The 23,885-nt window shown below is 67.4% G+C and carries 21 protein-coding genes and 3 pseudogenes; 10 read left to right on the forward strand and 14 right to left on the reverse strand.

The window, feature by feature from the left end; all coding sequences use genetic code 11:
• Positions 1-2: 2 nt before the first annotated feature.
• On the reverse strand, positions 3-1,019 hold the full coding sequence (locus G4H71_RS20150; RefSeq protein ID WP_083343188.1) for an iron-siderophore ABC transporter substrate-binding protein: 1,017 nt from the start codon (positions 1,017-1,019) through the stop codon (positions 3-5).
• A gap of 318 nt (positions 1,020-1,337) precedes the next feature.
• On the opposite strand from G4H71_RS20150, the gene G4H71_RS20155 reads away from it, so the two are divergent.
• Both G4H71_RS20155 and G4H71_RS20160 read left to right on the forward strand, forming a co-directional pair.
• A complete protein-coding gene (locus G4H71_RS20155; RefSeq protein WP_029930822.1) occupies positions 1,338-1,700 on the forward strand; it encodes a hypothetical protein in 363 nt (120 codons plus the stop codon).
• Between the two features lie 79 nt (positions 1,701-1,779).
• Positions 1,780-4,812, forward strand: coding sequence for a Tn3 family transposase (locus tag G4H71_RS20160; RefSeq protein ID WP_246442733.1), 3,033 nt, complete (start codon positions 1,780-1,782; stop codon positions 4,810-4,812).
• 100 nt (positions 4,813-4,912) lie between these two features.
• Here G4H71_RS20160 and G4H71_RS20165 read toward each other — a convergent pair whose 3' ends face one another.
• The 3 genes from G4H71_RS20165 to G4H71_RS20175 form a co-directional block, all read right to left on the reverse strand.
• Complete coding sequence (locus G4H71_RS20165; RefSeq protein ID WP_029930824.1) at positions 4,913-5,128, reverse strand: DUF378 domain-containing protein; 216 nt, start codon at positions 5,126-5,128, stop codon at positions 4,913-4,915.
• 122 nt (positions 5,129-5,250) lie between these two features.
• Positions 5,251-5,925 (reverse strand): 3-keto-alpha-glucoside-1,2-lyase-like domain-containing protein, encoded by a 675-nt coding sequence (locus tag G4H71_RS20170; protein WP_052373457.1) that lies wholly within the window; start codon positions 5,923-5,925, stop codon positions 5,251-5,253.
• Between the two features lie 22 nt (positions 5,926-5,947).
• Entirely contained in the window at positions 5,948-6,907 is a 960-nt protein-coding gene (locus G4H71_RS20175; protein WP_081872688.1) for a DUF1259 domain-containing protein, read from the reverse strand.
• A 219-nt stretch (positions 6,908-7,126) separates the two neighbouring features.
• Between G4H71_RS20175 and G4H71_RS20180 the strand changes: the two genes are divergently transcribed.
• Positions 7,127-7,825 (forward strand): response regulator transcription factor, encoded by a 699-nt coding sequence (locus tag G4H71_RS20180; protein ID WP_029930827.1) that lies wholly within the window; start codon positions 7,127-7,129, stop codon positions 7,823-7,825.
• On the forward strand, positions 7,822-8,910 hold the full coding sequence (locus tag G4H71_RS20185) for a sensor histidine kinase (RefSeq protein ID WP_052373458.1): 1,089 nt from the start codon (positions 7,822-7,824) through the stop codon (positions 8,908-8,910). The genes G4H71_RS20180 and G4H71_RS20185 overlap by 4 nt, the downstream gene beginning before the upstream one ends.
• Here G4H71_RS20185 and G4H71_RS20190 read toward each other — a convergent pair.
• Both G4H71_RS20190 and G4H71_RS22415 read right to left on the reverse strand, forming a co-directional pair.
• Complete coding sequence (locus tag G4H71_RS20190; RefSeq protein ID WP_029930829.1) at positions 8,907-9,680, reverse strand: ABC transporter permease; 774 nt, start codon at positions 9,678-9,680, stop codon at positions 8,907-8,909. The genes G4H71_RS20185 and G4H71_RS20190 overlap by 4 nt on opposite strands.
• Positions 9,677-9,913 carry an ATP-binding cassette domain-containing protein gene (locus G4H71_RS22415; protein ID WP_029930830.1) on the reverse strand — a complete coding sequence of 79 codons (237 nt, stop codon included), beginning with the start codon at positions 9,911-9,913 and terminating at the stop codon, positions 9,677-9,679. Before G4H71_RS22415 ends, G4H71_RS20190 begins: the two co-directional genes overlap by 4 nt.
• Before the next feature lie 12 nt (positions 9,914-9,925).
• Between G4H71_RS22415 and G4H71_RS22420 the strand changes: the two genes are divergently transcribed.
• From G4H71_RS22420 to G4H71_RS22940, 3 genes and pseudogenes are all read left to right on the forward strand, one after another.
• Positions 9,926-10,261 carry a Na+/H+ antiporter NhaA gene (locus G4H71_RS22420; RefSeq protein WP_029930831.1) on the forward strand — a complete coding sequence of 112 codons (336 nt, stop codon included), beginning with the start codon at positions 9,926-9,928 and terminating at the stop codon, positions 10,259-10,261.
• A gap of 35 nt (positions 10,262-10,296) precedes the next feature.
• The gene (locus G4H71_RS20200) at positions 10,297-10,596 is read left to right on the forward strand and encodes a transposase (RefSeq protein ID WP_029930832.1); all 300 of its coding nucleotides are present in this window, start codon (positions 10,297-10,299) and stop codon (positions 10,594-10,596) included.
• Between the two features lie 26 nt (positions 10,597-10,622).
• Positions 10,623-11,126 (forward strand): annotated as a pseudogene (locus G4H71_RS22940) (IS3 family transposase); the annotation flags it as partial.
• 57 nt (positions 11,127-11,183) lie between these two features.
• Here the strand turns inward: G4H71_RS22940 and G4H71_RS20210 are convergent.
• Both G4H71_RS20210 and G4H71_RS20215 read right to left on the reverse strand, forming a co-directional pair.
• Positions 11,184-12,358 (reverse strand): IS3 family transposase gene (locus tag G4H71_RS20210; protein ID WP_185280442.1). Its coding sequence is split into 2 segments (ribosomal slippage): positions 11,184-12,103 and positions 12,103-12,358, totalling 1,176 coding nucleotides; the frame shifts between segments, so codons are not numbered across the junction.
• A 99-nt stretch (positions 12,359-12,457) separates the two neighbouring features.
• A pseudogene (locus tag G4H71_RS20215) lies at positions 12,458-13,805 on the reverse strand (IS30 family transposase).
• Between the two features lie 94 nt (positions 13,806-13,899).
• Between G4H71_RS20215 and G4H71_RS20220 the strand changes: the two are divergent.
• Positions 13,900-14,187: pseudogene (locus tag G4H71_RS20220) on the forward strand (transposase); the annotation flags it as partial.
• A 295-nt stretch (positions 14,188-14,482) separates the two neighbouring features.
• On the opposite strand, the gene G4H71_RS20225 reads toward G4H71_RS20220, so the two are convergent.
• From G4H71_RS20225 to G4H71_RS20250, 6 genes are all read right to left on the reverse strand, one after another.
• Entirely contained in the window at positions 14,483-15,055 is a 573-nt protein-coding gene (locus G4H71_RS20225; protein ID WP_425295071.1) for an Rv1733c family protein, read from the reverse strand.
• A 128-nt stretch (positions 15,056-15,183) separates the two neighbouring features.
• On the reverse strand, positions 15,184-16,206 hold the full coding sequence (locus G4H71_RS20230; RefSeq protein WP_246442730.1) for a TerC family protein: 1,023 nt from the start codon (positions 16,204-16,206) through the stop codon (positions 15,184-15,186).
• Between the two features lie 37 nt (positions 16,207-16,243).
• Positions 16,244-17,101 carry a DUF6671 family protein gene (locus G4H71_RS20235; RefSeq protein WP_029930710.1) on the reverse strand — a complete coding sequence of 286 codons (858 nt, stop codon included), beginning with the start codon at positions 17,099-17,101 and terminating at the stop codon, positions 16,244-16,246.
• Positions 17,098-17,409 (reverse strand): helix-turn-helix transcriptional regulator, encoded by a 312-nt coding sequence (locus G4H71_RS20240; protein ID WP_081872663.1) that lies wholly within the window; start codon positions 17,407-17,409, stop codon positions 17,098-17,100. The genes G4H71_RS20235 and G4H71_RS20240 overlap by 4 nt, the downstream gene beginning before the upstream one ends.
• Before the next feature lie 8 nt (positions 17,410-17,417).
• Positions 17,418-18,596 carry an L-threonylcarbamoyladenylate synthase gene (locus tag G4H71_RS20245; protein ID WP_063832112.1) on the reverse strand — a complete coding sequence of 393 codons (1,179 nt, stop codon included), beginning with the start codon at positions 18,594-18,596 and terminating at the stop codon, positions 17,418-17,420.
• Positions 18,593-19,498, reverse strand: coding sequence for a helix-turn-helix domain-containing protein (locus tag G4H71_RS20250; RefSeq protein WP_063832113.1), 906 nt, complete (start codon positions 19,496-19,498; stop codon positions 18,593-18,595). The genes G4H71_RS20245 and G4H71_RS20250 overlap by 4 nt, the downstream gene beginning before the upstream one ends.
• A gap of 228 nt (positions 19,499-19,726) precedes the next feature.
• On the opposite strand from G4H71_RS20250, the gene G4H71_RS20255 reads away from it, so the two are divergent.
• Positions 19,727-21,319, forward strand: a complete 1,593-nt coding sequence (locus G4H71_RS20255; RefSeq protein ID WP_104897572.1) for a proton-conducting transporter transmembrane domain-containing protein — start codon at positions 19,727-19,729, stop codon at positions 21,317-21,319.
• The gene (locus G4H71_RS20260) at positions 21,316-23,883 is read left to right on the forward strand and encodes a DUF2309 domain-containing protein (RefSeq protein WP_072740122.1); all 2,568 of its coding nucleotides are present in this window, start codon (positions 21,316-21,318) and stop codon (positions 23,881-23,883) included. The genes G4H71_RS20255 and G4H71_RS20260 overlap by 4 nt, the downstream gene beginning before the upstream one ends.
• Positions 23,884-23,885 lie beyond the last annotated feature (2 nt).

Raw genomic sequence — 23,885 nt, forward strand, 5'->3', positions numbered from 1 at the left:
ATTCAGCTTTCGGCAACCGCCGTCAGCTGGGGGGTCAGCTGGTCCAGCACCCACGGGGTGGCGAGGACGCTGGTCTGGCTCAATCCGGCCACGATTCGCTGGTCCGCCAGGCCGAGGACACCACCGCGGGCGGTGGCTCCGAGTGCACCGAGAACCGGGTACTCGGCGAGGGGCCGGTCCTCCGGGAGGAAGACGATCACGACGTCGGCATCGACGTCGCCGAGGTTCTCGAGGGAGATGTCCCGGTAGAAGGCGCCCGCGGTGTCGGAATCGGCGAGTGCCTGGACCCCGGGCGAGACCTCGAATCCGATCTCGGTGAGCAACTGGACCCGAGGGTCGGTGGGCATGTACACGGCTGCGGACGAGGCCTCGTCGAGGCTGATGACCGAGATCGTCTTGCCCTGGTATTCGGGGTGTGCGGCCGCCGTGTCGGCGAGGGTGCGGTCCAGTTCCTCGACCAGCCCCGCCGCGTCGTCCGACCTGCCCAGCGCCTCACCGACGAGGGTGGTCTGATCCTGCCAGGTGGTCTGCCAGGCCTTGTCGGGGTACGCGACGGTGGGGGCGAGCGTCGACAACTGGTCGTAGACGCCCTCCTCGAAGCCCTCGTAGGGGGCGAGGATCACGTCGGGCGCGAGACCGGCGACGGCTTCCACGGGAATGGACGTGGCGGCGTCGAGGAGCGTGGTGGCATCCGGGTCGAACTGGTCCTGGAGCCACGGCATCACACCGTTGGGATCGGCGCCGTAGTCGTACCGGGGCATTCCCACGGGAGTCTCGCCGAGGGCGTAGACGATGTCCTGGGCATTCCAGCCGAGGGTGACGATGCGTTCCGGCTTGCTGTCGATGGTGGTCTCGCCGAACGTGTTCGCGATGGTGACGGGGAAGCCGTCGCCGGCCTCGGCGGACGTGGTGTCGTCGTCACCGGAGGAGCAGGACGCGAGAACCAGGGTCGCGGCGCCCGCGACGGCGACGGCGGCCAGACGGCGCCGCGCGAGGGGACGGAGATGGTTCGAGAACACTGTTCGACTCCTTTGACGCGCAAAAGTTGAAAGGTAAGCCTAACCTGCAGGTTCGTGGGCGCGGGGGATGTCCACGGAATTTCGCTCACCGTGAATGAAAAGCCCCCTCCTCGATGTGGGTGGCGTAATCGGTGCCCGTATCCGGAACGGCACAGGTCATGGCGCGGATCGCGGGTTCGGCCCCGGCGCATTCGGCAGTCGGTTCCCGTGCCGGTTTCCGACTCGGGAAGGCATGTGGGGTCCAGTGACGAGAAAAGTCGCGCTTAGCGATGTTTGCCCTGGTCGGTGCGTGTCAGTGGTCGGTGGGATCATGCGGGAATGCTGGAGGCGGTGAATGCGGCGGTCCTGGTCGCCGAGGCTCAGGTGCTGATCGGCGAGGCTCTGGGATTGCCCGCCGCGGATCTGGATCCGGTCCTGTACCCGCCGGATCCGGTGCGGGGCAGTTCGGGCTGGTTCACGCTCGCGGTGCGTGAGGGCGCGGTGCCGGCGGCGCGGCTGAGCGTGCTGCTGTGGGACGCGAGCACCGGCTGGTATTGCCGCGGGCTAGCCGATCCGTACGGGGTGTGGCGTGAGACCGGGTTGCCGCCGGAATCGGACCCGGTCGACGTGGGCTCATGGTTCGCCGATTTCGTGGCTGGGCCGATACCTGATGTGGAAGATTCGGCCGAGATCTTGTTCTGATTCTGGTTGATTCGGTCGAACAGCGAGCGCGGTTGCGCCGCTGGTGGTTTCATGTGCGGCTGTGCGTGATGAGGGGGCCGTGGAATACGGCCGGTTCGGTGTGCTGTCGCAGACGGATTTGGAGCGGTTCTTTTACCTCGACGATGCCGATCGCAAGCTGATCGCCGAGCGTCGCCGCGACAGCAACCGCCTCGGTTTCGCCCTCCAGCTCGTGACTGTGCGTTACCTTGGCATGTTCTTGCCGGATCCGCTCGATGTCCCGGCCGAGGTGGTCACCTACCTGGCCGAACAGCTCGATATCGCCGACCCGACCTGCGTGAAGTCCTACACCGAACGCAAGCAGACACGCTACGACCATCAGGACGAGATCGTCCGCACCGACGGGCTGACCGAGTTCGCGCAGGTCGAGGGCGAGCTGGTGGCGTGGATCGCTGATCAAGCGTGGATGACCGGCGACGGCCCGAAGGCTCTGACCGCGGGCGCGGTGCGCTGGCTGCGCGAACGCAGTGCCTTGCTTCCGGGCGTGACGACCCTGGAACGGCTCGTCTCCGAGAGCAAGCAGGCCGCTGATCAGCGGCTGTGGACGCATCTGGCCTCCCAGCTCACCGGCCGGGAAGCGGGAATCCTGTTGGGGCTGCTGGAAACCCGCGAGGAGGGCCGCCGCAAGGTGGTTGAGCTGGAACGCCTGCGCAGGGGCGCGTTCACCCCGTCGACGACGGGAATGAAGCACGCGCTGGCACGGGCGCGGGACCTGTATGCGGTGGTCCCGGCGTCGGTCGATATCACCGAGGTGCCGCCGCGCCGGTTGATCGCCCTGGCGGCGCACGGGATCACCGGCAAGACCTCGCATCTACGGCGCTTGAAGTCACAGCGGGAACGGTTGCTTGCGTTATTGACGGCGACAGCGTTCACGTTGCGGGCCAAAGCGGTCGACGACGTGCTCGAACTGTTCGACCTGCTCATGGTCACCGACCTGATGGCCAAGGCCGAACGCCAGTCCAAGGACGAAAAGCTGCGCCGATATCCCCGAGTGACCCGCAACGCCGGGAAGCTCGCCCGCGCCGTGCGGGTACTGCTGGAGATGAGCGAGGCCGACCCGCAGCTGTCCCTGGAACTGGTGTGGGACCTGATCGAGAGCACCGTCTCCAAATCCGAGCTACGCGCGGCGCTGGCCGCGATCGACGAGCTTGTCCCGCAAGCGGATCCGGAGTTCGACGGACAGCGCCTCGAGGAGCTGGCCGGCCGATTCGCCACGGTCCGCTCATTCCTACCCGCGATGATGCGCACCATCGACTTCGGCGCCACCGGCGACGCCGGGCCGGTCCTCAAGGCTATGCACACTCTGGCCGAGCTGATCTCCCCGCAACGGAGCCGTGGGCTCCCGGCCCGCTGGCTCGAAGCCCGCCGTGTCGATCACGACCTGGTGAGCGGCGGCTGGCAGCGACTGGTGTACCCCGCGGAGCGGCCGGAGGAGACGGTGGATCGGGCCGCGTACACGCTGTGTGTGCTCGAACAGTTCCATCGGCATCTGCGCTACCGCAACATTTTCGCCGAGGATTCCTCGAAATGGCGTGACCCGCGCACGCATCTGCTGTCGGGGATGGCGTGGGAGACTGCCCGCGACACCGGCATGAACGCCCTGGGCCTGCCGGACAATCCGCGGCCGATGCTCGGTGAGCTGGCCGCGAGCGTGGATGCCGCATACCGGGAGCTGGCCGCGCGCCTGGGCGACGACACCCCCGCCAGCGTGGATGAGGACGGCAAACTGCACGTGGCGGCGTTGAGCGCGGTGCCGGATCCACCCAGTCTGACCGATCTGCGCCGCCGCGCGGCGGCGATGATTCCGCGGGTCGACCTGCCGGAGCTGGTGTTGGAGGTGATGTCGTGGCTTCCGGAGTTCGGTGAATCCTTCACGCACGTCGCCGGCACCAGTGCCCGCGTCGCCGACCTCGGTGTCTCGGTCGCGGCGGTGTTGTGCTCGCAGGCGATGAATGTCGTTCTGGCGCCGGTGGTTTCACCCGGCGCGGACGCGTTGACACGGGATCGGCTGCGCCACGTCGACCAGCACTATATTCGGGCGGAGACGATGGCTGTGGCGAACACGGTGCTGGTCAACGCCCAAGCGAACGTGCCGTTGGCTCAGCTGTGGGGCGGCGGCTGCGTCGCCAGTGTGGACGGGATGCGGTTCGTCGTGCCCGTCCGGTCCATCCACGCCCGACCCAACCGAAAATATTTTGGACCGAAACGAGGCAGTACCTGGCTGAACATGCTCAACGACCAGGCCGCCGGGCTCAACGCGATGGTCGTGTCGGGTACCCCGCGTGACTCGCTCAACGCCATCGACGTGATCCTGCGCCAACCCGAGGGCAGCAAGGTACCCGACGACATCATTTCCGACGCCGGATCGTATTCCGACATCGTCTTCGGCCTGCTGCATTTGCTGGGCCGCAAGTATCGGCCGCAGCTCAAGCACCTGCCTGATCAGCGATTGTGGCGCATCGACCCGGCCGCCGACTACGGTCCCCTGGACAAGGCCGCACGCGGCCGCATCGACATCGAGAAAGTGTGTTCCCACTGGGAGGACATGTGCCGCGTGGCGGTGTCGATGAACCGCGGTGAGGTCTCCGCGCACGAGGTCACCCGCATGATCTCCCGCGACGGCAACCCCACCAGCCTGGGACAGGCCATCGCCCACTACGGCCGGACCTTCAAGACGCTGCACATTCTGCGGATGGCCGACGACGAACCGTATCGGCGCGAGGCAAAGGCCCAAGCCAACCTCCAAGAAGGCCGTCACGACCTGGGACGCACCATCTTTCACGGCCGCAGGGGCGAGATCACCCGCGCCTACCTCGACGGCATGGAAGACCAGCTCTCCGCGCTCGGCCTGATCTTGAACTGTGTCGTGCTGTGGAATTCGGTGTACCTGGACCGGGCACTGGACGAGCTACGCGCCCAGGACTATCCGGTGCGCGATGAGGACGCCGCCCGCCTCTCGGCGTTCATCCGAAAGCACATTCGCCTGGAAGGCCATTACAGCTTCCATCTGCCCGAACTCGGCGAGGGCCACCGGCCGCTCCGCGATCCGGACGCCCCCGACGAGGACGACTGACCCGGGGGCGCTCCTGGGGCGCGTTCTGCCCGCTGAGCCGCTCGGACACCGGTCTCGGCTGCCCGGTGCGGGACCCCATCCAGCAGGATTCGTGGGTGGTTCAGTGCTGGTGGCTGCGTTCACCGGTGATCACGCGGATGATCCAGTACAGGCCGGCGAGCCCGATGAGCACGAACACGATGTCGTCGAGGGGGTCGGCGATCGGTTCCAGGGCCCGGTCGAGCACGTTGACGTCGGTGACGAACGCGGCCCAGGCGAACGCGCCGATCAGCAGTAATACGAAGGCGATCCAGTCCGGTATCGTGCGTGGCCGCATCGTAGGTTCCCTTCTCGAGATGTGTCGTGATGCACCGGCTGCCGCTCGCGGCGAGCCGGGTCGGTCATGGGCGTCTGGCGACGGGGCAGGCGCCCATGACCGGTGGCGTGGGTGTGTTCGCGCTACCGCGCCGTGGCGGTGAAGTCGTCGAAGCAGGTGTGGGAGTCGGCCTTGGTCCACAGTCCGATGCGGCCGCTGCGCAGGCGGTCGTGGCGGGTGTGCACGATCTGGGTGCCGTCGAGGTAGCCGGTCATGGTGTCGCCGGTGATCTCGACGCGCAGTTCCTGCCATTGTCCGGTCGGGACGGGGGTGTTGGCTTCGGCGAGGATCGAGCGGGTGCCGTTGGTGTATTGGTAGAAGTTGACGTTGCCTTCCAGTGCGTTGGCGCGCAGCACGTAGTAGTTGCCGGGGTCGACGCTGCGGAAGATGATTCCGGCGGCTTGGTCCTCGGTGCCGGAGATGGGCAGGAACCGGACGCTGATCGTGGCGTCGGTGTAGTTCGCCGGGCCGAGGGTGAGGGCGGGATATTCGGCGGTGGCGGTCTGGCACAACGCGTTCGGCGGGGTGGGTGTGCCGTCCTGGGCCTGGATCTGCCAGGTCCCGGTGGCGATGTCGGTGCCCTCTGGCAGTGTCGTGTTGTCGTCGAAGCCGATGGTGGTGACCTGGCCGACGGTCGCGGTGGGCCCAGCCGCGGTGGTGGGCTCTGATGCCGGGCCGGTGTCGGAGCAGCCGGTCCCGGCGGTCACCACCCCGACCGTGGCGAGCAGGGTGAGCGCGGTTCGCGCGCGTGTGAGCACGGTTTTACCTCGATACTGGGGTTTATTTCTGCAGGTTGGTGGCGTCGAGTGCGGTGCGCAGTGCCTTGGACAGGCGCACGGCGTCGTCGACGGCCCAGAAGTGCATGTAGAACAATCGGGGGTTGTCGTCGAGGCCGTGGTTGTGGATCTCGACGACCTCGATACCGGCGCTACGCAACGCTTGGACGACCGGCTGGATCTCGGATTCGATCATCGCGAAGTCGCCGTTGATCGCCGCGCGGCCGCCGCCGACGGGCTGGAAGTTGATCGCGGTGGTCAACCCCAGGGCCGCGGGCAGGGTGTGGGTGCCGTCGGTGACGGTTTCCGCGCGCGCGATGCCGTATTTGTATACCCCGCCCTCGCTGGTGCCCTTGCGGCCGAGCGCGGTGTCGATGCCGGCGGTGTCGAGGTCCAGGGGCGGCTGCTCACCCGATGCCGGCGTGGGTGGGCGGATACCGGTCTTGTCCAGCGCGGCTTTGATGGTCTGCGCGAGTTTGGCGGGGTCGCCCATGCCGTGGATGTGGGTCCACCAGATCGGCGGCTCGTGCTGGGGCAGGTGTTTGTGCACCGCGGTCTGGGCCAGGCCACCGGCCTGCAGCGCGTCGGTGACGGCGGGCAGTTCGGCCTCGGTGACCACCAGGTCGCCCATCAGCATGGCCTGGTCGCCGTATTTGGTGAACGCGGCGTACCCGCCCAGCGACAGGCCCGGGTTGATGGTGACGTCGCGGACCTGCACCGACAGATCGGTGCGCGGCAGCCCGACCCGGTAGACGGTATTGGTTTTGTCGAACTTTCCGCTGCGGCCCAGGATCTCGGCGACCGGTGCCCAGTCCGCGTCGGTGGTTTGCGTGGCGGCGGCGTGCTCGGCGGTGCCGCCGTGCTCGGTGGTGGTGGAGTCGGGGGTGTCGGTGTCGTTTCCGCAGGCCGTGATGGCCAGCAGCGGAACGGCGAGCAGGGCGGTCAACGCGGTGCGTATCGTCATCAGCTCGCTCCTCCGGCCCACAGTGTGATCGGCGTGTCCATCGCTGTTCTGCCTCCTGCTCGGTCGCGCGGTGCGGTGTGTGCGGACAGATCTACTCCGTGGTGATGAAGCCACGATGAAGTATGAAGCTGCGATGAAGTATGAAGCTGCGATGAAGCCTGGCATCGGAGGTGGCGGTCGTTGCGGCATGCTGTGAAGGGCGGGAAAGGGCGGTGAGTGATGCGGATACTCGTGGTCGAGGACGAGCCACGGATGGCGCGGCTGTTGCGGCGCGCCTTGACCGAGGAAGGATATGCCGCCGATATCGCCCCCGACGGGGTCGCCGGGTTGGACGCCGCCACCGGCGGTGGCTATGACGCGATCGTGCTGGATGTGATGCTGCCGAAACTGGACGGGTTCACCGTCTGCCGCACGCTGCGTGCCCAGGGCGATGACGTCCCGATTCTGATGCTCACCGCCCGTGGGCAGGTTCGTGACCGGGTGGCCGGGCTCGACGGCGGCGCCGACGACTACCTGACGAAACCGTTCCATCTGGCGGAGTTCTTCGCGCGGCTGCGCGCGCTGCTGCGCCGCGGGCACCCCGAGCCCGCGGCGCCGCTGTGTGCCGGGGATCTGCGGCTGGATCCGGTGACCCACCGGGTGTGGCGCGGCGAGACCGAAATCGAGGTGACCGCCAAGGAATTCGCGCTACTGGAAACCTTCCTGCGGCATCCGGGCGCGGTGTTCACCCGCCAGCAGCTGCTGGAACACTGCTGGGACTTCGCGTTCGAGTCCCGCTCGAATGTGGTCGAGGTGCACATCCGCGCCCTGCGCGACAAGATCGACCGCCGGTTCGGGGTCACCAGCCTCGAGACCCTGCGCGGGGTCGGATACCGCCTCAACCCGGTCACCGCGACCGGACAGCGGGAGCCGTCGTGATCTCGCGGTGGCCCATCCGGATCCGGCTCACCGTCGCCTTCGGTGTGCTGATGGCGCTGGTGCTGTCGGGTATTGGTGTCGTCACCGTGCGCCAGGCCCGCGACGCCGCCGACGAATCGGTCACCGACGGCCCCAGCCGCGCACTGATCGAGGCGATGATCACCGACCTGCGCGGCGAACTGCTCCTCGCGTTCCCGCTGATCTGGATTCTCGCCACCGCCGGTGCCTTTCTGCTGGCCACCGCCGCACTGCGCCCGGTCGAGCGGATGCGCGCCCGCGCCGCGCAGCTGCGCCCCGACGATCCGGACCCGTACCTGCCGATTCCCGACAGCGACGACGAAATCGCGCGCCTGGGAACCACATTCAACGATCTCCTCGCGCGGCTGCACGACGCGCTCGACCGCGAGCGCCGCTTCGTCGCCGACGCCGGCCACGAACTGCGCACCCCGTTGAGCCTGCTCACCACCGAACTCGAACTCGCCCTGCGCGCACCCCGCGGCAATACCGAGCTCATCGCCACGGTGCGCGCCGCGCTCGACGACACCAACCGGCTCTCCCGCCTGGCCCAGGACCTCCTGCTGCTGGCGCGCAGCAGCGACGACGACAGCTTCCTCACCGGCGATACCCACCAACTACACCCCCTCCTCGCAGCGATCACCGACCGCTACCCGGACCCGATCGGGCTGGACTGTCCGCCGCGGCTGTCGGTGCGCGTCGACCCCGACCGCTTCGAACGCGCGATCGGCAACCTGATCGACAATGCCCTCGACTACGGGCTTCCACCCATCCACCTCACGGCGGCACAGCACGATTCGATGGTCACCATTACTGTCCGTGACCACGGGCCCGGCTTCCCACCCGAGTTCTTGCCCCACGCCTTGGACCGGTTCACCCGCGCCGACGCCGCCCGCACCCGCGGCGGTAACGGGCTCGGGCTGTCGATCGTCGCGGCCATCGCCGCCCGCCACCACGGCCGTGTCCACGCCGCCAACCATCCCGACGGCGGCGCCGTCGTGACCGTGGAATTGCCCGCCGTTGCTGACCTCGCCATCGATGGCGACACCGTGGGCGGGAAGCGCCGCTAATTCATGCTCCGCAGCCGGTGCGCGTCGTCGAACAGCGCACGCTGGGCCAGCGCACCACTACTTGCGGCGGCGATGGTGGCGGCGGCGAGCAGCATGTACATCACCACGATCTGGTAGCGGATGGCCGTCAGCGGGTCCACTCCGGCGAGGATGAGTCCGGTCATCGCGCCGGGCAGGCTGATCAGGCCCACGACCTTGGTGGCGTCGATGGCCGGAATGAGCGCGGTGCGCAGCGCCGAGCGCCGGTACGGGGCGAACGCCTCCGAGGCGGGCAGGCCCAGGCACAGGCGGGCCTCGATACCGGGCCGGGCGCGGCGGGCGTCCTCGAGCATCCGGTGCAGGGCCAGGCCGGCGGCCTGCATGGCCCCGGCCACGATCATGCCGCCGACCGGCACCACCACGCGGGCCTGGGTCGAGATCACCCCGAGCAGCACCAGCACGGACAGGGTGGCCGCGGTGGCCGCGGCTACGCCGATCGTGGCGGCCCGGCGCGCATGCGGCAGGCCCGCACCGCGCCGCCCGGCTACCTGCCCGGCGATGACGACCATGACCGCGACCCAGGCCAGCGCGCCCGGTAATCCGGTGTGCGCGAACACGATCAGCAGGATCGCACCGACCGCCGCCAGTTGGATCGCGGCCCGCGCGGTGGCGGCGAGCAGGTCGCGGGTCAACCGCAGCCGCTGCCGGTAGGCGATGGCGACCGCTACCGCGACCAGCGCCAGACTGGCCGCCACGCCACCCCAGCCGGGCAGCGACACCTCGGGGTTCATCGCGGCCCGTGGTGTCGGTCGAGCCCCCGGGTGTCGGGGGTCAGCTTCGCGTGCTCGAGCCGCCACACCGTGGTGGCGACCTGCGCGACGAACCCTTCGTCGTGGCTGACCAGCATCACCGTGCCCCCGGCGGCGGTGTGATCGCGAATCAACTCGCCCACCACGGCGGTGGTCGTGGGGTCCAGGGCGGAGGTCGGTTCGTCCAGCAGCAGCACCTGCGGTTCGACGGTCAATGCGCGATCTTCGTGATCGCCGTCTTCTTCACGACCGACTTGAATCCCGCGGCCCTCGGCGCGGCTCTGGCAGGGCTGGTGGTCTTCCACCTGCTCCAGCGGTACCGGGTGCGCGGTTGGTGGTGGTACGTGCCGCTCGGGCTGGCGATCTGGGCGTTGACCTACCACGGCGGGGTGCACGCCACGGTGGCCGGTGTGGCGATGGGCCTGATCCTGCGCACCACCAGCGATGCGGGTGCGGACTCCTCGCCCGGGGAGCGTACGGAGCACCTGCTGCGGCCGGTGAGGTTCCCCCGCTTCCTTGGAGGGCTTGATGTTCCCCCGGTTTTCCGGAGTTGGTTTGCTTGACTCTTGGTCACGAAGTCATCGAAGGAGACTTGTTCGTGCCAAGGCGTTATCCCGAAGAGTTCCGTCGCAAGGTCCTGGACCTGGTCGCCGCCGGCCGACCAGTCGCGCAGATAGCCGCGGACCTGGGCATCAGCGACCAGACGATCTATGTCTGGCGCAAACAAGAACTGATCGACACCGGCCAGATACCGGGCGCAACGAGCGCCGAGCAGTCCGAACTGATCGCAGCAAAGCGCCGCATCCGCGAGCTCGAGCACGAGGTCGCCATCCTGAAAAGGGCGCGTGAGCTGCTGAAAGGACAGGGCCATGGCCCAAAAGGCGTTACGCGGCCATAGCCACGATCGCGAGCGAGGGATTGCCGGTGCAGGTCGCGTGCCGGCTGTTGGACGTCTCCGAGTCCGGTTTCTACCACTGGAAATCCCGCCCGCCCTCGCAACGAGCGATCCGCCACGCCTGGCTCACCGACCAGATCCGCGCGGTCCACGCCGCCTCCCGCGGCACCTACGGCGCCCCGCGGGTGCACGTCGAACTCACCCTCGGCCTCGGTATCGACGTCGGCTACAACCAGGTCGAACTATTGATGGCACGCGCGGGAATCAAGGGCCTGCCCGGCGTCAAACGGGCCCGGCCACGGCATCAGACTCCGACCGCCGGTGACCTGGTCAACCGGGCATTCACCCGGTCACAGCCGAACCAGCTGTGGGTCACCGACATCACCGAGCACTACACCCAGGAAGGAAAGGTCTACTGCGCGGTCGTGCTCGACACCCATTCACGGCGGGTCGTCGGCTGGTCCATCGACTCAACCCAGACCGCGGCACTGGTCACCAACGCCCTCGGGATGGCGATATCGAACCGGTCGCCGGAGCCGGGCACGATCATGAGGGGCTGGAAAGTTCTCGGACAGCGAGATTTGGTTATCTCAAGCCGCCTGATTCTGCTGGAACCACGCGGACTCTACTTCGTTCGGCGTGTGGTAGTCAATTCCGGAGTGCAGACGAATCTGGTTGTACCGCAACTCGATATAGCGGGTGATATCCCTTCGAGCGTGTTCCCGGGTCGGGTATTGAGTGCGGTTCACGCGCTCATTCTTCAGGGTTCCATTGAAAGATTCCGCCCAGGCATTGTCATAGCAAGTTCCCGTGCGGCCTACCGATCGCACGATGCCGAGTTCTTGTGCCACTGAGGCGAATTCAGCGGAAAGGTACTGGCTGCCGCGGTCGCTGTGGAATATTGTTCCTTCGACCATGATGGGCAGGTTCCGGATGGCCATGCGCAGGGCGTCGGTCACCAATTCGGTGCGCATATGGTCCGCCATCGCGTACCCGATCACCTTCTTCGAATAGCAGTCGAGCACGGTGGCCAGATAAAGCCACCCTTCCCAGGTACGGATATAGGTGATGTCACCGACGAGCTTGCGTCCCGGCGCGTCGGCGGTGAAGTCGCGTGCCACCAGGTCGGGCAGGTCGGCGGCGTCGCCGGCGATGGTGGTGACCGGTCGGAACGGCCGGGGCTGGCACGGCACCAACCCCAGCTCACGCATGATTTTCCGAACGGTGTCCGGATCGACCTGGGTTCCCCACCGGGCGAGCTGGGCGTGGACGCGGCGGTAACCGTAGGTGCTGTCGGAATGATCGAAGCAGAACCGGACTTCTGCTTCGAGGATTTCCCGCCACCGCGCGGTGGCCGAGGGTTTCCGGCTTCGCCAGTCATAGAATCCTGAGCGGGAAACTCCTGCCCACCGGCACATATCGACCACAGCGTAATTGCCTTCTTCGGACGCGATGAACGCGTACTTGACCGTTACCGGTGCTTCTTCGCGAAGAAGGCCACCGATTTTCCCAGGAAGCGGTTCTCGTCCTCCAGTTCCCGGACCCGCCGCTCCAATTCCTTCAAGCGGGCACGTTCCGGCAAAGACAACCCGGTATCCGCTGCCGAGTTCGTGCGCTGGAGCTGTTTCACCCAGTTCCGGATCGTCTGATCGGTTACCCCGCAATCGCGCGCGACATCGGCGATCGGCCGAGACTTCTCGAACACCTCACGTGCCGCCGTTTCCCGGAACTCCGGGCTGAACTGACGCGACTTCTTCTGTGCCACAAACAACTCCGTTCAGTCACCCAAATCTTACTTTGGGTCGCTGTCCGAGAAAGTTCCGGCACCTCATCATTCATTCCGACCACGGCGTTCAAGGCGGATTCAACTGGTCGTTGCAACACTACTGTTGCAGCGATTGTAGATGCTCGGTCATTGCTTCGGCCGGTGTTCGCCATCCGAGGACTTTTCTGGGGCGGTTGTTGAGCGTGTGGGCGACCGCCGAGAGCTCGTCAGGGCTCCATCTGGAGAGATCAGTTCCCTTTGGAAAGTACTGCCTGAGAAGCCCGTTCGTGTTCTCGTTCGTTCCTCGCTGCCATGGGCTATGAGGGTCGGCGAAGTACACAGGAATCTCTGTCTCACTGGTGAATACCGCGTGCCCTGACATCTCCTTGCCACGGTCCCATGTCAGCGATTTCAACAACGACAGTGGAACCGGTTTCATCGCAGCCGACAGCGCCTTATTCATCGATTCGGCTCCGTATCCGCTCAATGCCGGACCATTCTTAACCGGCGCGGCTGCACCCCAGCCCTGTTCGCGTGGCAAGTGGACGAGGACCGCATACCGTGTCGACCGTTCGACAACAGTGCCGATCGCAGAGCGGGCCGTGCCGATGATGAGGTCGCCTTCCCAGTGGCCGGGCACCGACCGGTCATCAGCCTCAGGTGGTCGTTTGCTCAGCAACGTGTGTGCACTCACGTGCGCCCAGGCGACACGTTTGGACCGCGCTCGGGGCATCCGCAACGATCGCCCAGTACGCAAGCACAAAATCAACTCCCGCTCGAGCGCGCCGCGACCTTCGATATATAACGCCTGGTAGATCGCTTCATGGCTGATACGCATCGACGGGTCGTCAGGGTAGTCGATCTCCAGGCGTTTGGAGATCTGCTGCGGGCTCCACGCCTGCACCCAGCGACGATCACCGCGGTGCGGCTTGTTCCGTCCGGTCCAGGCGCCGGTTCGAGGGCCGGCCACAGCGACCCCGTCAGAGCTTGTGATCTGCCCGGCCAAGCGCTGCTGGACATAGTCGCGCAGGCGGGGGTTCGTCGCCAGCTTGGCTGCCTTCGGGCGCCGGGCGAACAACTCCGCTTTCCACTGGGCAACCGACGCCCGGTAATCGAGCTTGCCACCCCTGGTCGCGGCATTACGCCGCAGTTCCCGCGAAATCGTCGAAGGGCTACGACCCAGCACTGCAGCGATTTGCCGGACACCCTTGCCCTGGGCCCGCAGCAACGCGATCTCTTCCCGCTCGGCGAACGACAGGAACCTGCCCGACGGAGTGCTCCACGAATACGGCGACATCCCGCCAGCATCACGGAACCATCGCGTCCCCGCGACCGGTGAGACACCCACCGCCACAGCACATTCCGTGGGAAGATCACCTCGGGCGATCTCGTCCCAGAACGCACGCTCGACCACTCGCTGATGCCCGGGATGACCCGGTGACCGCATCGGAGCTCGCCCTGTAACCTCCCGAACCCAATCTGACGGTCTTCCCACAACACCCTCCTGACCTCGGATGTTGCTTCCATCGGTTGAACCTGCTCAATTCACTTCCTGGGCCTTCACCGACCGCGCCCGCAAGTCCGGGCTGGTGCCATCGATGGGGTCGATCGGCGACTGCTACGACAACGCCGTCATCGAATCATTCTGGGGCAGAATGCAAACCGAACTACTCAACCGGAAACGCTGGCGAACCCGGATCGAGCTGGCGAACGCGATTTTCGAGTACCTCGAGATCTTCCACAACCGTCAGCGGCGCCACTCGGCCCTCGGTATGCGGACTCCGATCGAATACGAGATGATGCAACCACCTGTCCAACCCGTGGCCTGAAGTCCAGTATCCCGACTCCACGAAACCGGGGGAACATCATACCCTTGCCGATGAGAAGTCAGCCGACGTAAGTGTGGCCGCTGACGATGCGGTGAAGAGTGGTGTGGACGACACTGTATTCCTCGGCGGGGTCGGTCAGGCTCGCGTCGTCGCCGGGGTCGTGGTAGCGGTGGTCCAGATCGTCGTCTTGCGTGCTGTCGGAGACAGTTTCGGCTGTATTCCTTTGAGTCGGCTTTTCGCGCGGGCTTTGGCTATGCCCTCGCGGGTGATCGCGGTGATTCCGGAGACGGTGGGGTCATTGCGTGGTCGGATGATTCAGTTGTTGCCATTCCGCTGCCCAGGCGGTTCTTCGGCGGTGGTCGCCAAGCAGTCGTCCGCACCAGATCAGCAGTGTTGCCGTGAACCAGGTTCCGCAAAGGACCGCTATGCCGGCTCCGAGGCCGTCGAGGACTGCGTCGCTGGTTTGCCGGGGCGGGTCGACCGGGGTGCCGTCAGCGCCGATCCACACCGTAACCTGCTGGCCGCGTTCGGCGGTGTGCGGCACGGGAGCGATGAGGGTGTTGTCCTGCCCGTCCTGGTACCACCGGACTGTGGCCTGGAATCGCCGCTCGGATTTCAGGTGGACCGGATCGTCGGCGATCGTCACGGAGGCCAGAATCTTCGTCGCGTTGTCCGTCAGGATCCGGGTTCGCATACCGCTGTAGGCCGCGGTCCCCACGGCTCCGGCGATCGGCACCGCAATGATGCTGGCAAGCAGTAACAGGGCTACCGCGAGAGTCTCGAATCGCATGTGCGCATGCATCAGAGGGTTGGTGTTCCACGGCCGCATCCGCCAGATCCGGATCGGCGCCGAAGGGTGGCCAGACATCTCGCTCACCCACTTTCGGCGAACTGACTGTCCTCACGCGAGCACGATCGTTGTCCTCGGAGTATCCCACAGCGGATAGTTCGAACCGCGAATACGTCTCCGGTGACATCCGTGCAGGAGGTGGTCGCTCAGTCCGGCTTCTCGGTGGCGCCCAGGGAGTCCGGCTGTGCGGGCTGCTCGGGCAGTGGTCGGCGGATGCTGAGGACCACCGAAACCGTCAGCACGACGACGATTACGGCCAGGCTGACCGGTGACGGGACCTCCGGCACCGCGGTGCTGATCGTCTTGTGGGCGGCTTGGAGCATGAGCTTGACGCCGATGAACGCGAGAATGATCGCCAGACCGGTCGACAGGTAGTGGAAGCGCTCGAGCATTCCGGAGAGCAGGAAGTACAGGGCGCGCAATCCGAGAATGGCGAAAGCGACGCTGGAGTACACGATCAGTGGTTCGCTACTCACCGCCAGCACCGCGGGCACGCTGTCGACGGCGAAGACGATATCGGCCGCCTCGATAGCGGCGACGACGATCAGCAGGGGTGTGGCGACCCATTTGCCGGCCGACCGGACGAAGAAGTGCGTGCCGGAGTATTCCTCCTGGACCGGGATGAACTTGCGTACCAGCCGTACCGCGGTGCTCTTGCCGGGATCGTAGGTCTCCTCGTCGTCCTTGAGAAGTTTGTAGGCGCTGTAGAGCAGGATCGCGGCGAAGGCGAACAGGACTACGGTGAACCGCTGCACCACGGCGATGCCGAGGAGCAGGAATATCGCGCGGAAGACCAGCGCGCCCAGCACGCCGAGGAACAGCACCCGGTGTTGGTATTCGCGGGGCACGTTGAAGTACCCGAAGATCAGGGCGAAGACGAAGAGATTGTCCACCGACAGGCTCTTCTCGAGCAGCCAGGCGGTGGTGAATTCCACCGAGGCGGTCGGGCCGACCGCGACCGCGACGAGCACTGCGAAGAGCAGCGACAGGCCGACCCAGAACACACTCCAGCGGAGCGCTTCCCTGAAGCCGATCACGTGCGGGCCGCGATGCAGCACGAGATCGACGACGAGGCTGGCGGTCAAGATCGCGCCGAACACCGCCCACAGCCAGGTGGGGACATCCATAATCTGTTTCCTCGGTTCGTATCGATGGTGCGTGAGTTGCACTGCGCCTTGGGGCGGCGAGTGCGGGGCTCGATGAGCGTTACGGGTTGCAGGAGGGGCAGCCCGCCGGGTCTGCGAGTTCGTGACGCTCGATTCTGGTGCGGTGTTCACAGCGGGCGCAGCCGTGGATGTCGGCGGCCGGCTGCGGGGTAGCGGTGAAGCAGAACTTGCAAGGGAGTCCGGGCTCGGTGGCGATGTGGCCGAACCCGGGGGCGTCGCAGCGCGCGCAGAGCCGGTCGAGGCGTTCGGCCAGTTCGGTGGCCAGTCGGGCGATGCTGCGCATGCGGGTGGGGTTGAGGTGGGCGCGCATGTCGGTTTCGATGCGGGCGCGCCCGTCCGACGACGCCGTCGCGCAGTGTGCGACGGCGTCGGCAAGTTCGGTGTTGGTGCGGATGCCTTTGTAGAGCGGGGCGTCGCCCCGGGGGGCGCTGTTGGGCCGCACGATCACCGCGTGGCTGCCGAACTGAGCGGTGCGCAGGAATTGTGCGGCTTGTTCGTCGAGGTGGTCGACGACGGTGTGGTCGAAGTTGGTGTCGCAGTCCAGGTGGTGCACGGTGAGCTCGAGGCCGAGATCGTCGTCGACGAAGGCGAGGATTTCCAGCCCGGCCGGGGCGAACCAGATACCGGGGTGGGGGCCGAAGGCGCCTTCGGAGGCCAGTCCACGCGGCAACCCCAGGGCCTGCATGGCGAGGCGGGCTTTCCTCAACGCGGTCTCGCGCGGTGGAGCCGGGCGTTCGATCTCCCCGGTGAAGGTGCCCAGTTCGTCGGTGTCGACGCCGGTGGCGACCTGCACCGTCAGGCCGGGGCGTTCGGCCAGGGCGGCGGCCAGTACCTGCTCCTTGCCGTGTTTGGTGGCCAGGGCGACGTCGCGGTCGCGGTAGGGGTGGGGTGCGCTCATGCGCTGCGGCCGGGTGCGTTCTTCGGCTCGGCGGTCAGGACGCTGAGGATTTCCCCGACCGCGTGGTCGCGTTCGAGGGGGTGCCGCAGCGGCAGTTCTTGGTTCAATCGGTAGCGGTTGCGGCGCCCGTCGCGGACGCGGTCGAGGTAGCCCGCCTGTTCCAGTTCGGCCACGATGCGCTGGGCCGCGCGTTCGGTGATGCCGACCGCGTCGGCGACGTCGCGTAGCCGCATCCCGGGGTCTTGCGCGATGCACAGCAGCACGTGCGCGTGGTTGGTGAGAAACGTCCAGTCCGCCACCGTGATCACCCTACAATCTACGATCCCTGATTGCCATTTTGTCTTACGTGAATTGAGTTGCGCATGTGCTTGGTCGCGCTCGCGCGACGTCGTTGACACGGTTCGCCTCCCTTCTCGGCGGCTGTGCTGGTCGACGCGGTTGCTGCGGGGCGAGGAGCGGAGGCGCGGGTGAGGCGGTCCGCGATGGCCAGGCCGACACCCGCGCGGGTGGGGAGCGAGGCGATGACGACCTCGCAGTCGTGCCGATCGAATTCGCGCAGAAGTCGGTACAGATCGCGGGCGTAGTCGCCGATGGCGGTCGGTACCTCGATCACCAGCACGTTGCCGGTGAAGGTCGATGCCGCACTCGTGGGGGATCGCAGGACTCCGACTCGCCGGCCGTGCGATTGCTGCCGGTGGGCCTCGGCGAGGACGTCGCTTTCCTCGACCAGGATCACGCGCGCTCGGGGGGCGTAATGCGAAGGATGCTGCCCGGGCGCGCGGTGCCCGCGCGATGGTGTGGTCGTGCGGATCGGTCGGCCCAGCGCCTGGGCGAGATCGTCGACCCCGATCGCGCCCGGGCGCAGCAGGGTCGGCTCGTCGCCGGTGACGTCGATGATGGTGGATTCGATCCCGACCGGGCAGGTCCCGCCGTCGAGAATGAGGTCGACGACGGGACCGAGTTCGTCGGCGACGTGGTCGGCACTGGTGCAGCTGACGGCGCCGAAGCGGTTGGCCGACGGCGCCGCGATCGCCCCTCCGAATGCGGTGAGCAACTGCAGCGCGACGCGATGCTGCGGGACCCGCACCGCGACGGTGTCGCATCCGCCGGTGACAACGGGCGGAACGCGGGGACCGCGCGGCAGGACCAGGGTGAGCGGGCCCGGCCAGAACCACTCGGCGAGCACCCGGGCGGGACCCGATATCTCGGTGACCCAGTCGCCGAGCTGGCAGGGATCGGCGAGATGCACGATCAGTGGGTGCGTTTCGGGTCGCCGCTTGACCTCGAAGACCCGGCGGACCGCCTCGGCGTTCTCGGCGTCGGCGCCGAGCCCGTACACGGTCTCGGTCGGGAAGGCGACCAGACCGCCGCGGTGCAGAATCTCCGCGGCGTGGCGGATGTTCCGCGCCTGGGCCGCCGCCGCAGGAGCGGCGGCGACCGTGTCGGAGAGTGTCTCAGGGGCGTCGGCTTTCGTCGATCGGGCTGAGTGCGTCATCGGTCTATCTCGGAGTAGGTGATCAGCCCCTGGATGCCCTGGTCGTCGTCGACGACGAACCACTGCTCGGCCACCAGCCGCGGATGACGGGCGCGCAGATCGGCGACCTCGGCGGCCATGAATGTCGAGGGGCGGCTCGCGGCGAAGCTGGCGTAGAAGAGGCCGCCCGGGCGTGACCCTCCCGGTTCGGAGGTCGCCGCGACGAGAGCGTCGAGGACATGCCGACGGGCTTGGTCGGTGGTGTCGGTCGCCCGTAGCAGGGGGCCGTCGATCCAGCACAGCGTCCACAGCCCCGACAGCGACACCGATCTGCGGACTCCGACCATGGCCTCGACCATGGCCGTTCGTGGGGCCTCGCCCTGGGCCGCGGGGGTGGCCGATTCGTAGTGCAGCCATTCGGGCAGTCCCTCCTCGAGGTCGCCGCGAACCCAGATGCCCAGCAGTGTGCTGTCGTGCCGACTCGCCGGCGAGAGACTTTCGCGCAGGTGGTTGACGTAGTCGTTGACCGCGGACACGGCCGCGTCCAGATCATCGACGCTGCGCACCAGCAGCATCATCCACGCCGAGGTCGTGCCGACCAGCCGAGGCTCCAGTCGGGCGACCTCGGCCACGATTTCGTCGTCTCGGGTGTGGTGTTCGAGCAGGTCGAGGACCTCGCCCACGGCGACGTCCCGGTCGGTCCGGGGCCGGAAAGGCAGCTTGCCGTTGAGGCGATAGCGATCGGTCAGACCGTCGCGGTTTCGCTCAAGGTACCCCGCGCGTTCGAGTTCGGTGATTATGCGCCGGGTCGCCCGCTCTGTGATGCCGACCTCCTCGGCGATCTGGGGCAGCCGCATCTGATCGTCACGGGCGATGCACAGCAGCACCCGAGCGTGGTTGGTGAGAAACGTCCAGTCCGTCACGCCTCGCACGCTACAACATGCGACAGTGATTTAACACATTCAAATACGTGTTTTCGATTTCGTGTATCTTGAATCGCGTTATGGCGTGATCGACAGCGCGCGATCGAGTTCCCGGAGGTTACTCGCGGCAATCGGGTGGCAACCGGGCCCGTGTTCGGGTGGTCATCGGGAACGGGTGAACGCGCGGTGGTGAGTGATCAGCGGCTTGTCCGCTGGGAGGAGAGGTCAGTGAGTGTGCTGCTGCTGATATCGGTGCTGTCGCCGGCGATGACCGGTCTGCTTTTGCTCGCGGGAGGGCGCACCGGCCGTCGCTGGGGAGTCGCGGTGACGGCGTTCGCTGCGGTGTCGGCTGTGGTGGTCGCGTGGTCGGTGGCGGTGCGCGGCCCGGTCGACGCGGTCGTGACCATCGGCTCGGGTGGGTCGGTGATGGCCGGGTTCTACGCGGATCGGGTGTCGGTGGTGTTGCTGCTGCTGGTGCTGGGTGTCAGTGCCGTGGTGCAGGGCTTCGCGACGCGGTACCTGCGCGGGGACGCCCGGGCGGACCGTTTCGTCGCGGCGACCGGGTTGCTCACCACGGCCACCGCGGCGATGGTCACCGCGGCCACGCTGATCGGTATGGCTGTGGCCTGGTCGGCGATCGGCCTCGGGTTGTGGTGGCTGTTGCGGGTCTATCGCGCCGATGCGTGGGTGCCGGTGGCGGTCACACGCACCGCACGCATGGTGCTCGTCGGCGATATCGCGCTGTGGACGGGGGTGATCGTGGCCACCGTGCAGTGGGGGAACGTCGACCTGCGCGCTCTCGAGCTGCCGACGACGACGTCGGCGCCGACGGGGCCGCTCGTCGCGGGAGCCCTCGTGGTCGCGGCGGTGGCACGGTCCGCGCTGGTCCCGATGGCGGGGTGGCTTCCGGCCACCGTCGCCGCGCCGACACCACTGTCGGCGCTGCTGCACGCCGGCATCGTCAACGGGGGCGGGGTGCTGATGCTGCGGTTGCACCCGATGATCGACTCCTACGCCGCGGTGATGGGTCTGGCCTTCGTCGCCGGCGCGCTCACCGCCGTCTACGGCACCGCGCTCATGCTGACCCGACCCGATGTGAAGTCCGCACTGGCCTACTCCACCGTCGGACAGATGGGATTCATGGTGATGACATGCGCTCTCGGCGCCTACTCCGCCGCGCTGTTCCACCTGGTCGCACACGGCATGTACAAGGCCGCTCTCTTCCTGGGGTCCGGGTCCGCGGTCGGCGACCATCTCGCAGAGCGCACCGCGCCACCGCGACCACTGGGCAGTGCGGGCGCGCGGCGCGCGTTCGGAGCGCTCGCGCTTGTGGTGCCCGCAGTGGCGCTCGCTGGTGCGGTGTGGCTGTGGGGATCGGTGTTCGGGCTCGCTCATTCCGGGACGGTGTTGCTGCTGGCGTTCGCGTGGGTGACGGGCACACACCTGGTGTGGGGCTGGTCCCGGCGCGTGAGCAGGCCCGGTCCTGCCTGTGTGTTCATCGCGGTGCTCGTCGCGGTGATGGTCGCCTACCTCGGCGCGCTGTCGGTCTTCAGCGCCTTCACCGGACCCGCGCTGCGGGCCGAGGGTCCGGCGGTGTTGGGCGCGTGGACGCTGATCCCGGTCTTCGCGGTGATCGCGGTGCTCACCCTCGCGCGGGTCACCACCGTCCCCGCGCTGGCCTCACTGCACAAGACCTTGTATGTGGCGTGTCTGAGTCTCGGCGATCTCGGTCCGCGCGCTCGCAGGACCTCGTTCCCCGGTGGCGCGCGCCGCACAGCGCCCGCCAGATCGTTCGTTCCCGCTGTGGTAGGAGAATCATGACAGTCACCGTCGATACAGTCACCGTCGATCAGAGCGCGGTCAGCCGCGCACAGCTGCGAGCCGAGATCAGCGTGGCCGCCCGCGTTCTCACTCCTGTGTGGCCGTTGAGCAGTTTCATCGCGGTCAACCCGCTCGGCGGGCTGGAACATCGCCGCTTCGACGCCGCCCTCACCATCGCCAGTGATCTCTACGGTGCCCGCGGCACCCTCGGCGAGGCCGAGTTCCGTGCCGCCCACACCACCGGCCGCATCACGACGGCCGATCTGAGCGAGGCTCTCGAGCGCCGATTCCCCGACGCCGTCACCGCGGCACCGGTCGAGATCGGCGGTCGCGCCCACACCGCCGTCGATATCCTGCTGGCCGACCTTGTCCACGGATCGATCCCGTCACCCCACGCTCGTCGGCTTCTCACTCTGAGCGAACGCTTCTGCGCACGCACCGCGGCAGCGATCGACGCCCAAACCGTCAAATGGTGCTCGGCGTATCTGGATCTCTGCCAGGCCAGCTGGGTGTTGCCCGGCCGCGACCGAGGCTTCTACCGGGCCTGGGCCGATCTGGCGCCACGCGATCCCCGGCTCCCGGCGGCGGCTCGCCGCGCGCTGCGCCACCTCCCCCCTGATCCCGCCGAGGCTGTCTCGCAAGCGCTGGCTGTGCTCGGTGTCGGATCCGGCGGCGAACGGATCGCCTACCTGCGCGCGCATCTGACGCGGCTGCCGGGCTGGGCCAGTCACATCCTGTGGCGCAGCAACACACCCGGAGCCGGAATCGACCTGGTCGACTATCTCGCCGTCCGGCTCAGTTACGAGGCGCAGCTGCTCGACACCACCCAACTACCCGCACCGACGGCACCTGTTCCCGCTCGTCCATCGGATACGGCCACACACCGCGCCCGCCGCGCGGCACAGGCATTGGGCACGATCGATCTCGATGCCGCCGCCGAGGCGTCGATCAGCGGGATTCTCGAACGCATGCCTGTCGATTCGCGCCCCCTGGTGTGGCTCGACGCCTATGAGACGCACTATCGCCGCGGTCTGCTCGAGGAACTGGACCACCCCGCCCCCGCCCCGACCCGCGCCCGCGCCGACGCGCAATTGGTGTTGTGCATCGATCCCCGCTCGGAAGGACTGCGTCGGCATCTCGAGGCGCTGGGCGACTACGACACGTTCGGATTCGCGGGGTTCTTCGCTGTGGCCAGCCGCATCCACGCCCTCGCCAACGGTGACCCCACCATCGCGGCGCCTGCTCTGGTGACACCCCACATCGACCTGTACGAACAACCCGATCCGACGGCGCCCGCTGCGGCGCAGCGCCACATCGCCGGACTGCACACCCTCGCCGCCACCACCGACGCGGTCCACACCGCCAAAGCCGACCTGGCGGCGCCATTCGCCCTCGCCGAGATCCTCGGCTGGGCGAGCGGACCCGTGGCCGCCGCGAAAACCATCGCCCCCCGCCGCTACCGGCGCTGGCGCACCCGCACCCGGGCACGGATCGCGCCCCCCGCCCGCACCGTGATCGACACCGCTGGCGCGCTCGGTCTCGACCAGCGCGTGCAGATCGCCGAAACCGCCCTCACGGTCATGGGACTCACTCGCGGTTTCGCTCGACTGGTGGTGTTCTGCGGACACGGCGCCAACACCGAGAACAACCCCCTCCACTCGGCGTTGGCCTGTGGCGCCTGCGGTGGCAACCCCGGCGGGCCGAACGCTCGCGCCGCCGTGGACATCCTCAACGACACCGAGGTCCGCGGCAAGCTCCTCAGCCGCGGCATCGACATACCCGACGACAGCTGGTTCGTCGCCGCCGAACACGACACCACCAGCGACCACGTCACCATTCTCGATCGCCACCGGGTACCCGACACCCACCGCCCCGACCTCGATCGCCTCACCTCCGACCTGGCCGAAGCCGGACGCCGCCTCGCCGCCGAACGATCCCCCCTGCTTCCCGGCGCACCAGACCGACCGAGCCCGCACGCGGCGGCCCGCCACGCCCAGACCCGCAGTGCGGACTGGGCGCAGGTATATCCCGAATGGGGCCTGGCCGGCAACGCCGCGTTCATCATCGGACCACGCACTATGTCCGCGGGCATCGACCTACGCCGCCGCTGCTTCCTGCACTCCTACAACCCCGACGACGACCCGACCGCGACCGCGCTGGAAACGATCCTCACCGCACCGGTCATCGTCGCGCAGTGGATCAACTGCCAGTACTACTTCTCCACCGTCGCCCCCGACACCTTCGGCGCAGGCACCAAGACCACTCACAACGTCGTCGGCGGAATCGGCGTTCTCACCGGCCCGGCCGGCGACCTGCGAACCGGCCTGCCCTGGCAATCGGTCGCGGTCGGGGACCGCCTCGTACACGAACCGATGCGCCTGCTCGTCCTCGCCTACGCACCACACCAGCGAATCGACACCATTCTGGCCCGCAACCCCAAACTTCGCGATCTCGTCGACAACCACTGGATCACCCTGCTCGCCCGCACCGGCCCGTCCTCGCCCTGGCACCACCGCACCCGCAGCGGATGGACCCTGTATCCCACGAACGGAGCACAGCCATGACC

The organism is Rhodococcus triatomae (assembly GCF_014217785.1).
In the GTDB taxonomy this organism is placed as follows: Bacteria; Actinomycetota; Actinomycetes; order Mycobacteriales; family Mycobacteriaceae; genus Rhodococcus_F; species Rhodococcus_F triatomae.

Excerpts from the sequence above, each read along its gene's own strand:
- G4H71_RS20155 (WP_029930822.1), top strand. The coding sequence starts at position 1,338 with ATGCTGGAGGCGGTGAATGCGGCGGTCCTGGTCGCCGAGGCTCAGGTG.
- G4H71_RS20165 (WP_029930824.1), bottom strand. The coding sequence starts at position 5,128 with ATGCGGCCACGCACGATACCGGACTGGATCGCCTTCGTATTACTGCTG.
- G4H71_RS20175 (WP_081872688.1), bottom strand. The coding sequence starts at position 6,907 with ATGACGATACGCACCGCGTTGACCGCCCTGCTCGCCGTTCCGCTGCTG.
- G4H71_RS20180 (WP_029930827.1), top strand. The coding sequence starts at position 7,127 with ATGCGGATACTCGTGGTCGAGGACGAGCCACGGATGGCGCGGCTGTTG.
- G4H71_RS20190 (WP_029930829.1), bottom strand. The coding sequence starts at position 9,680 with ATGAACCCCGAGGTGTCGCTGCCCGGCTGGGGTGGCGTGGCGGCCAGT.
- G4H71_RS20225 (WP_425295071.1), bottom strand. The coding sequence starts at position 15,055 with ATGTCTGGCCACCCTTCGGCGCCGATCCGGATCTGGCGGATGCGGCCG.
- G4H71_RS20235 (WP_029930710.1), bottom strand. The coding sequence starts at position 17,101 with ATGAGCGCACCCCACCCCTACCGCGACCGCGACGTCGCCCTGGCCACC.
- G4H71_RS20245 (WP_063832112.1), bottom strand. The coding sequence starts at position 18,596 with ATGACGCACTCAGCCCGATCGACGAAAGCCGACGCCCCTGAGACACTC.
- G4H71_RS20260 (WP_072740122.1), top strand. The coding sequence starts at position 21,316 with ATGACAGTCACCGTCGATACAGTCACCGTCGATCAGAGCGCGGTCAGC.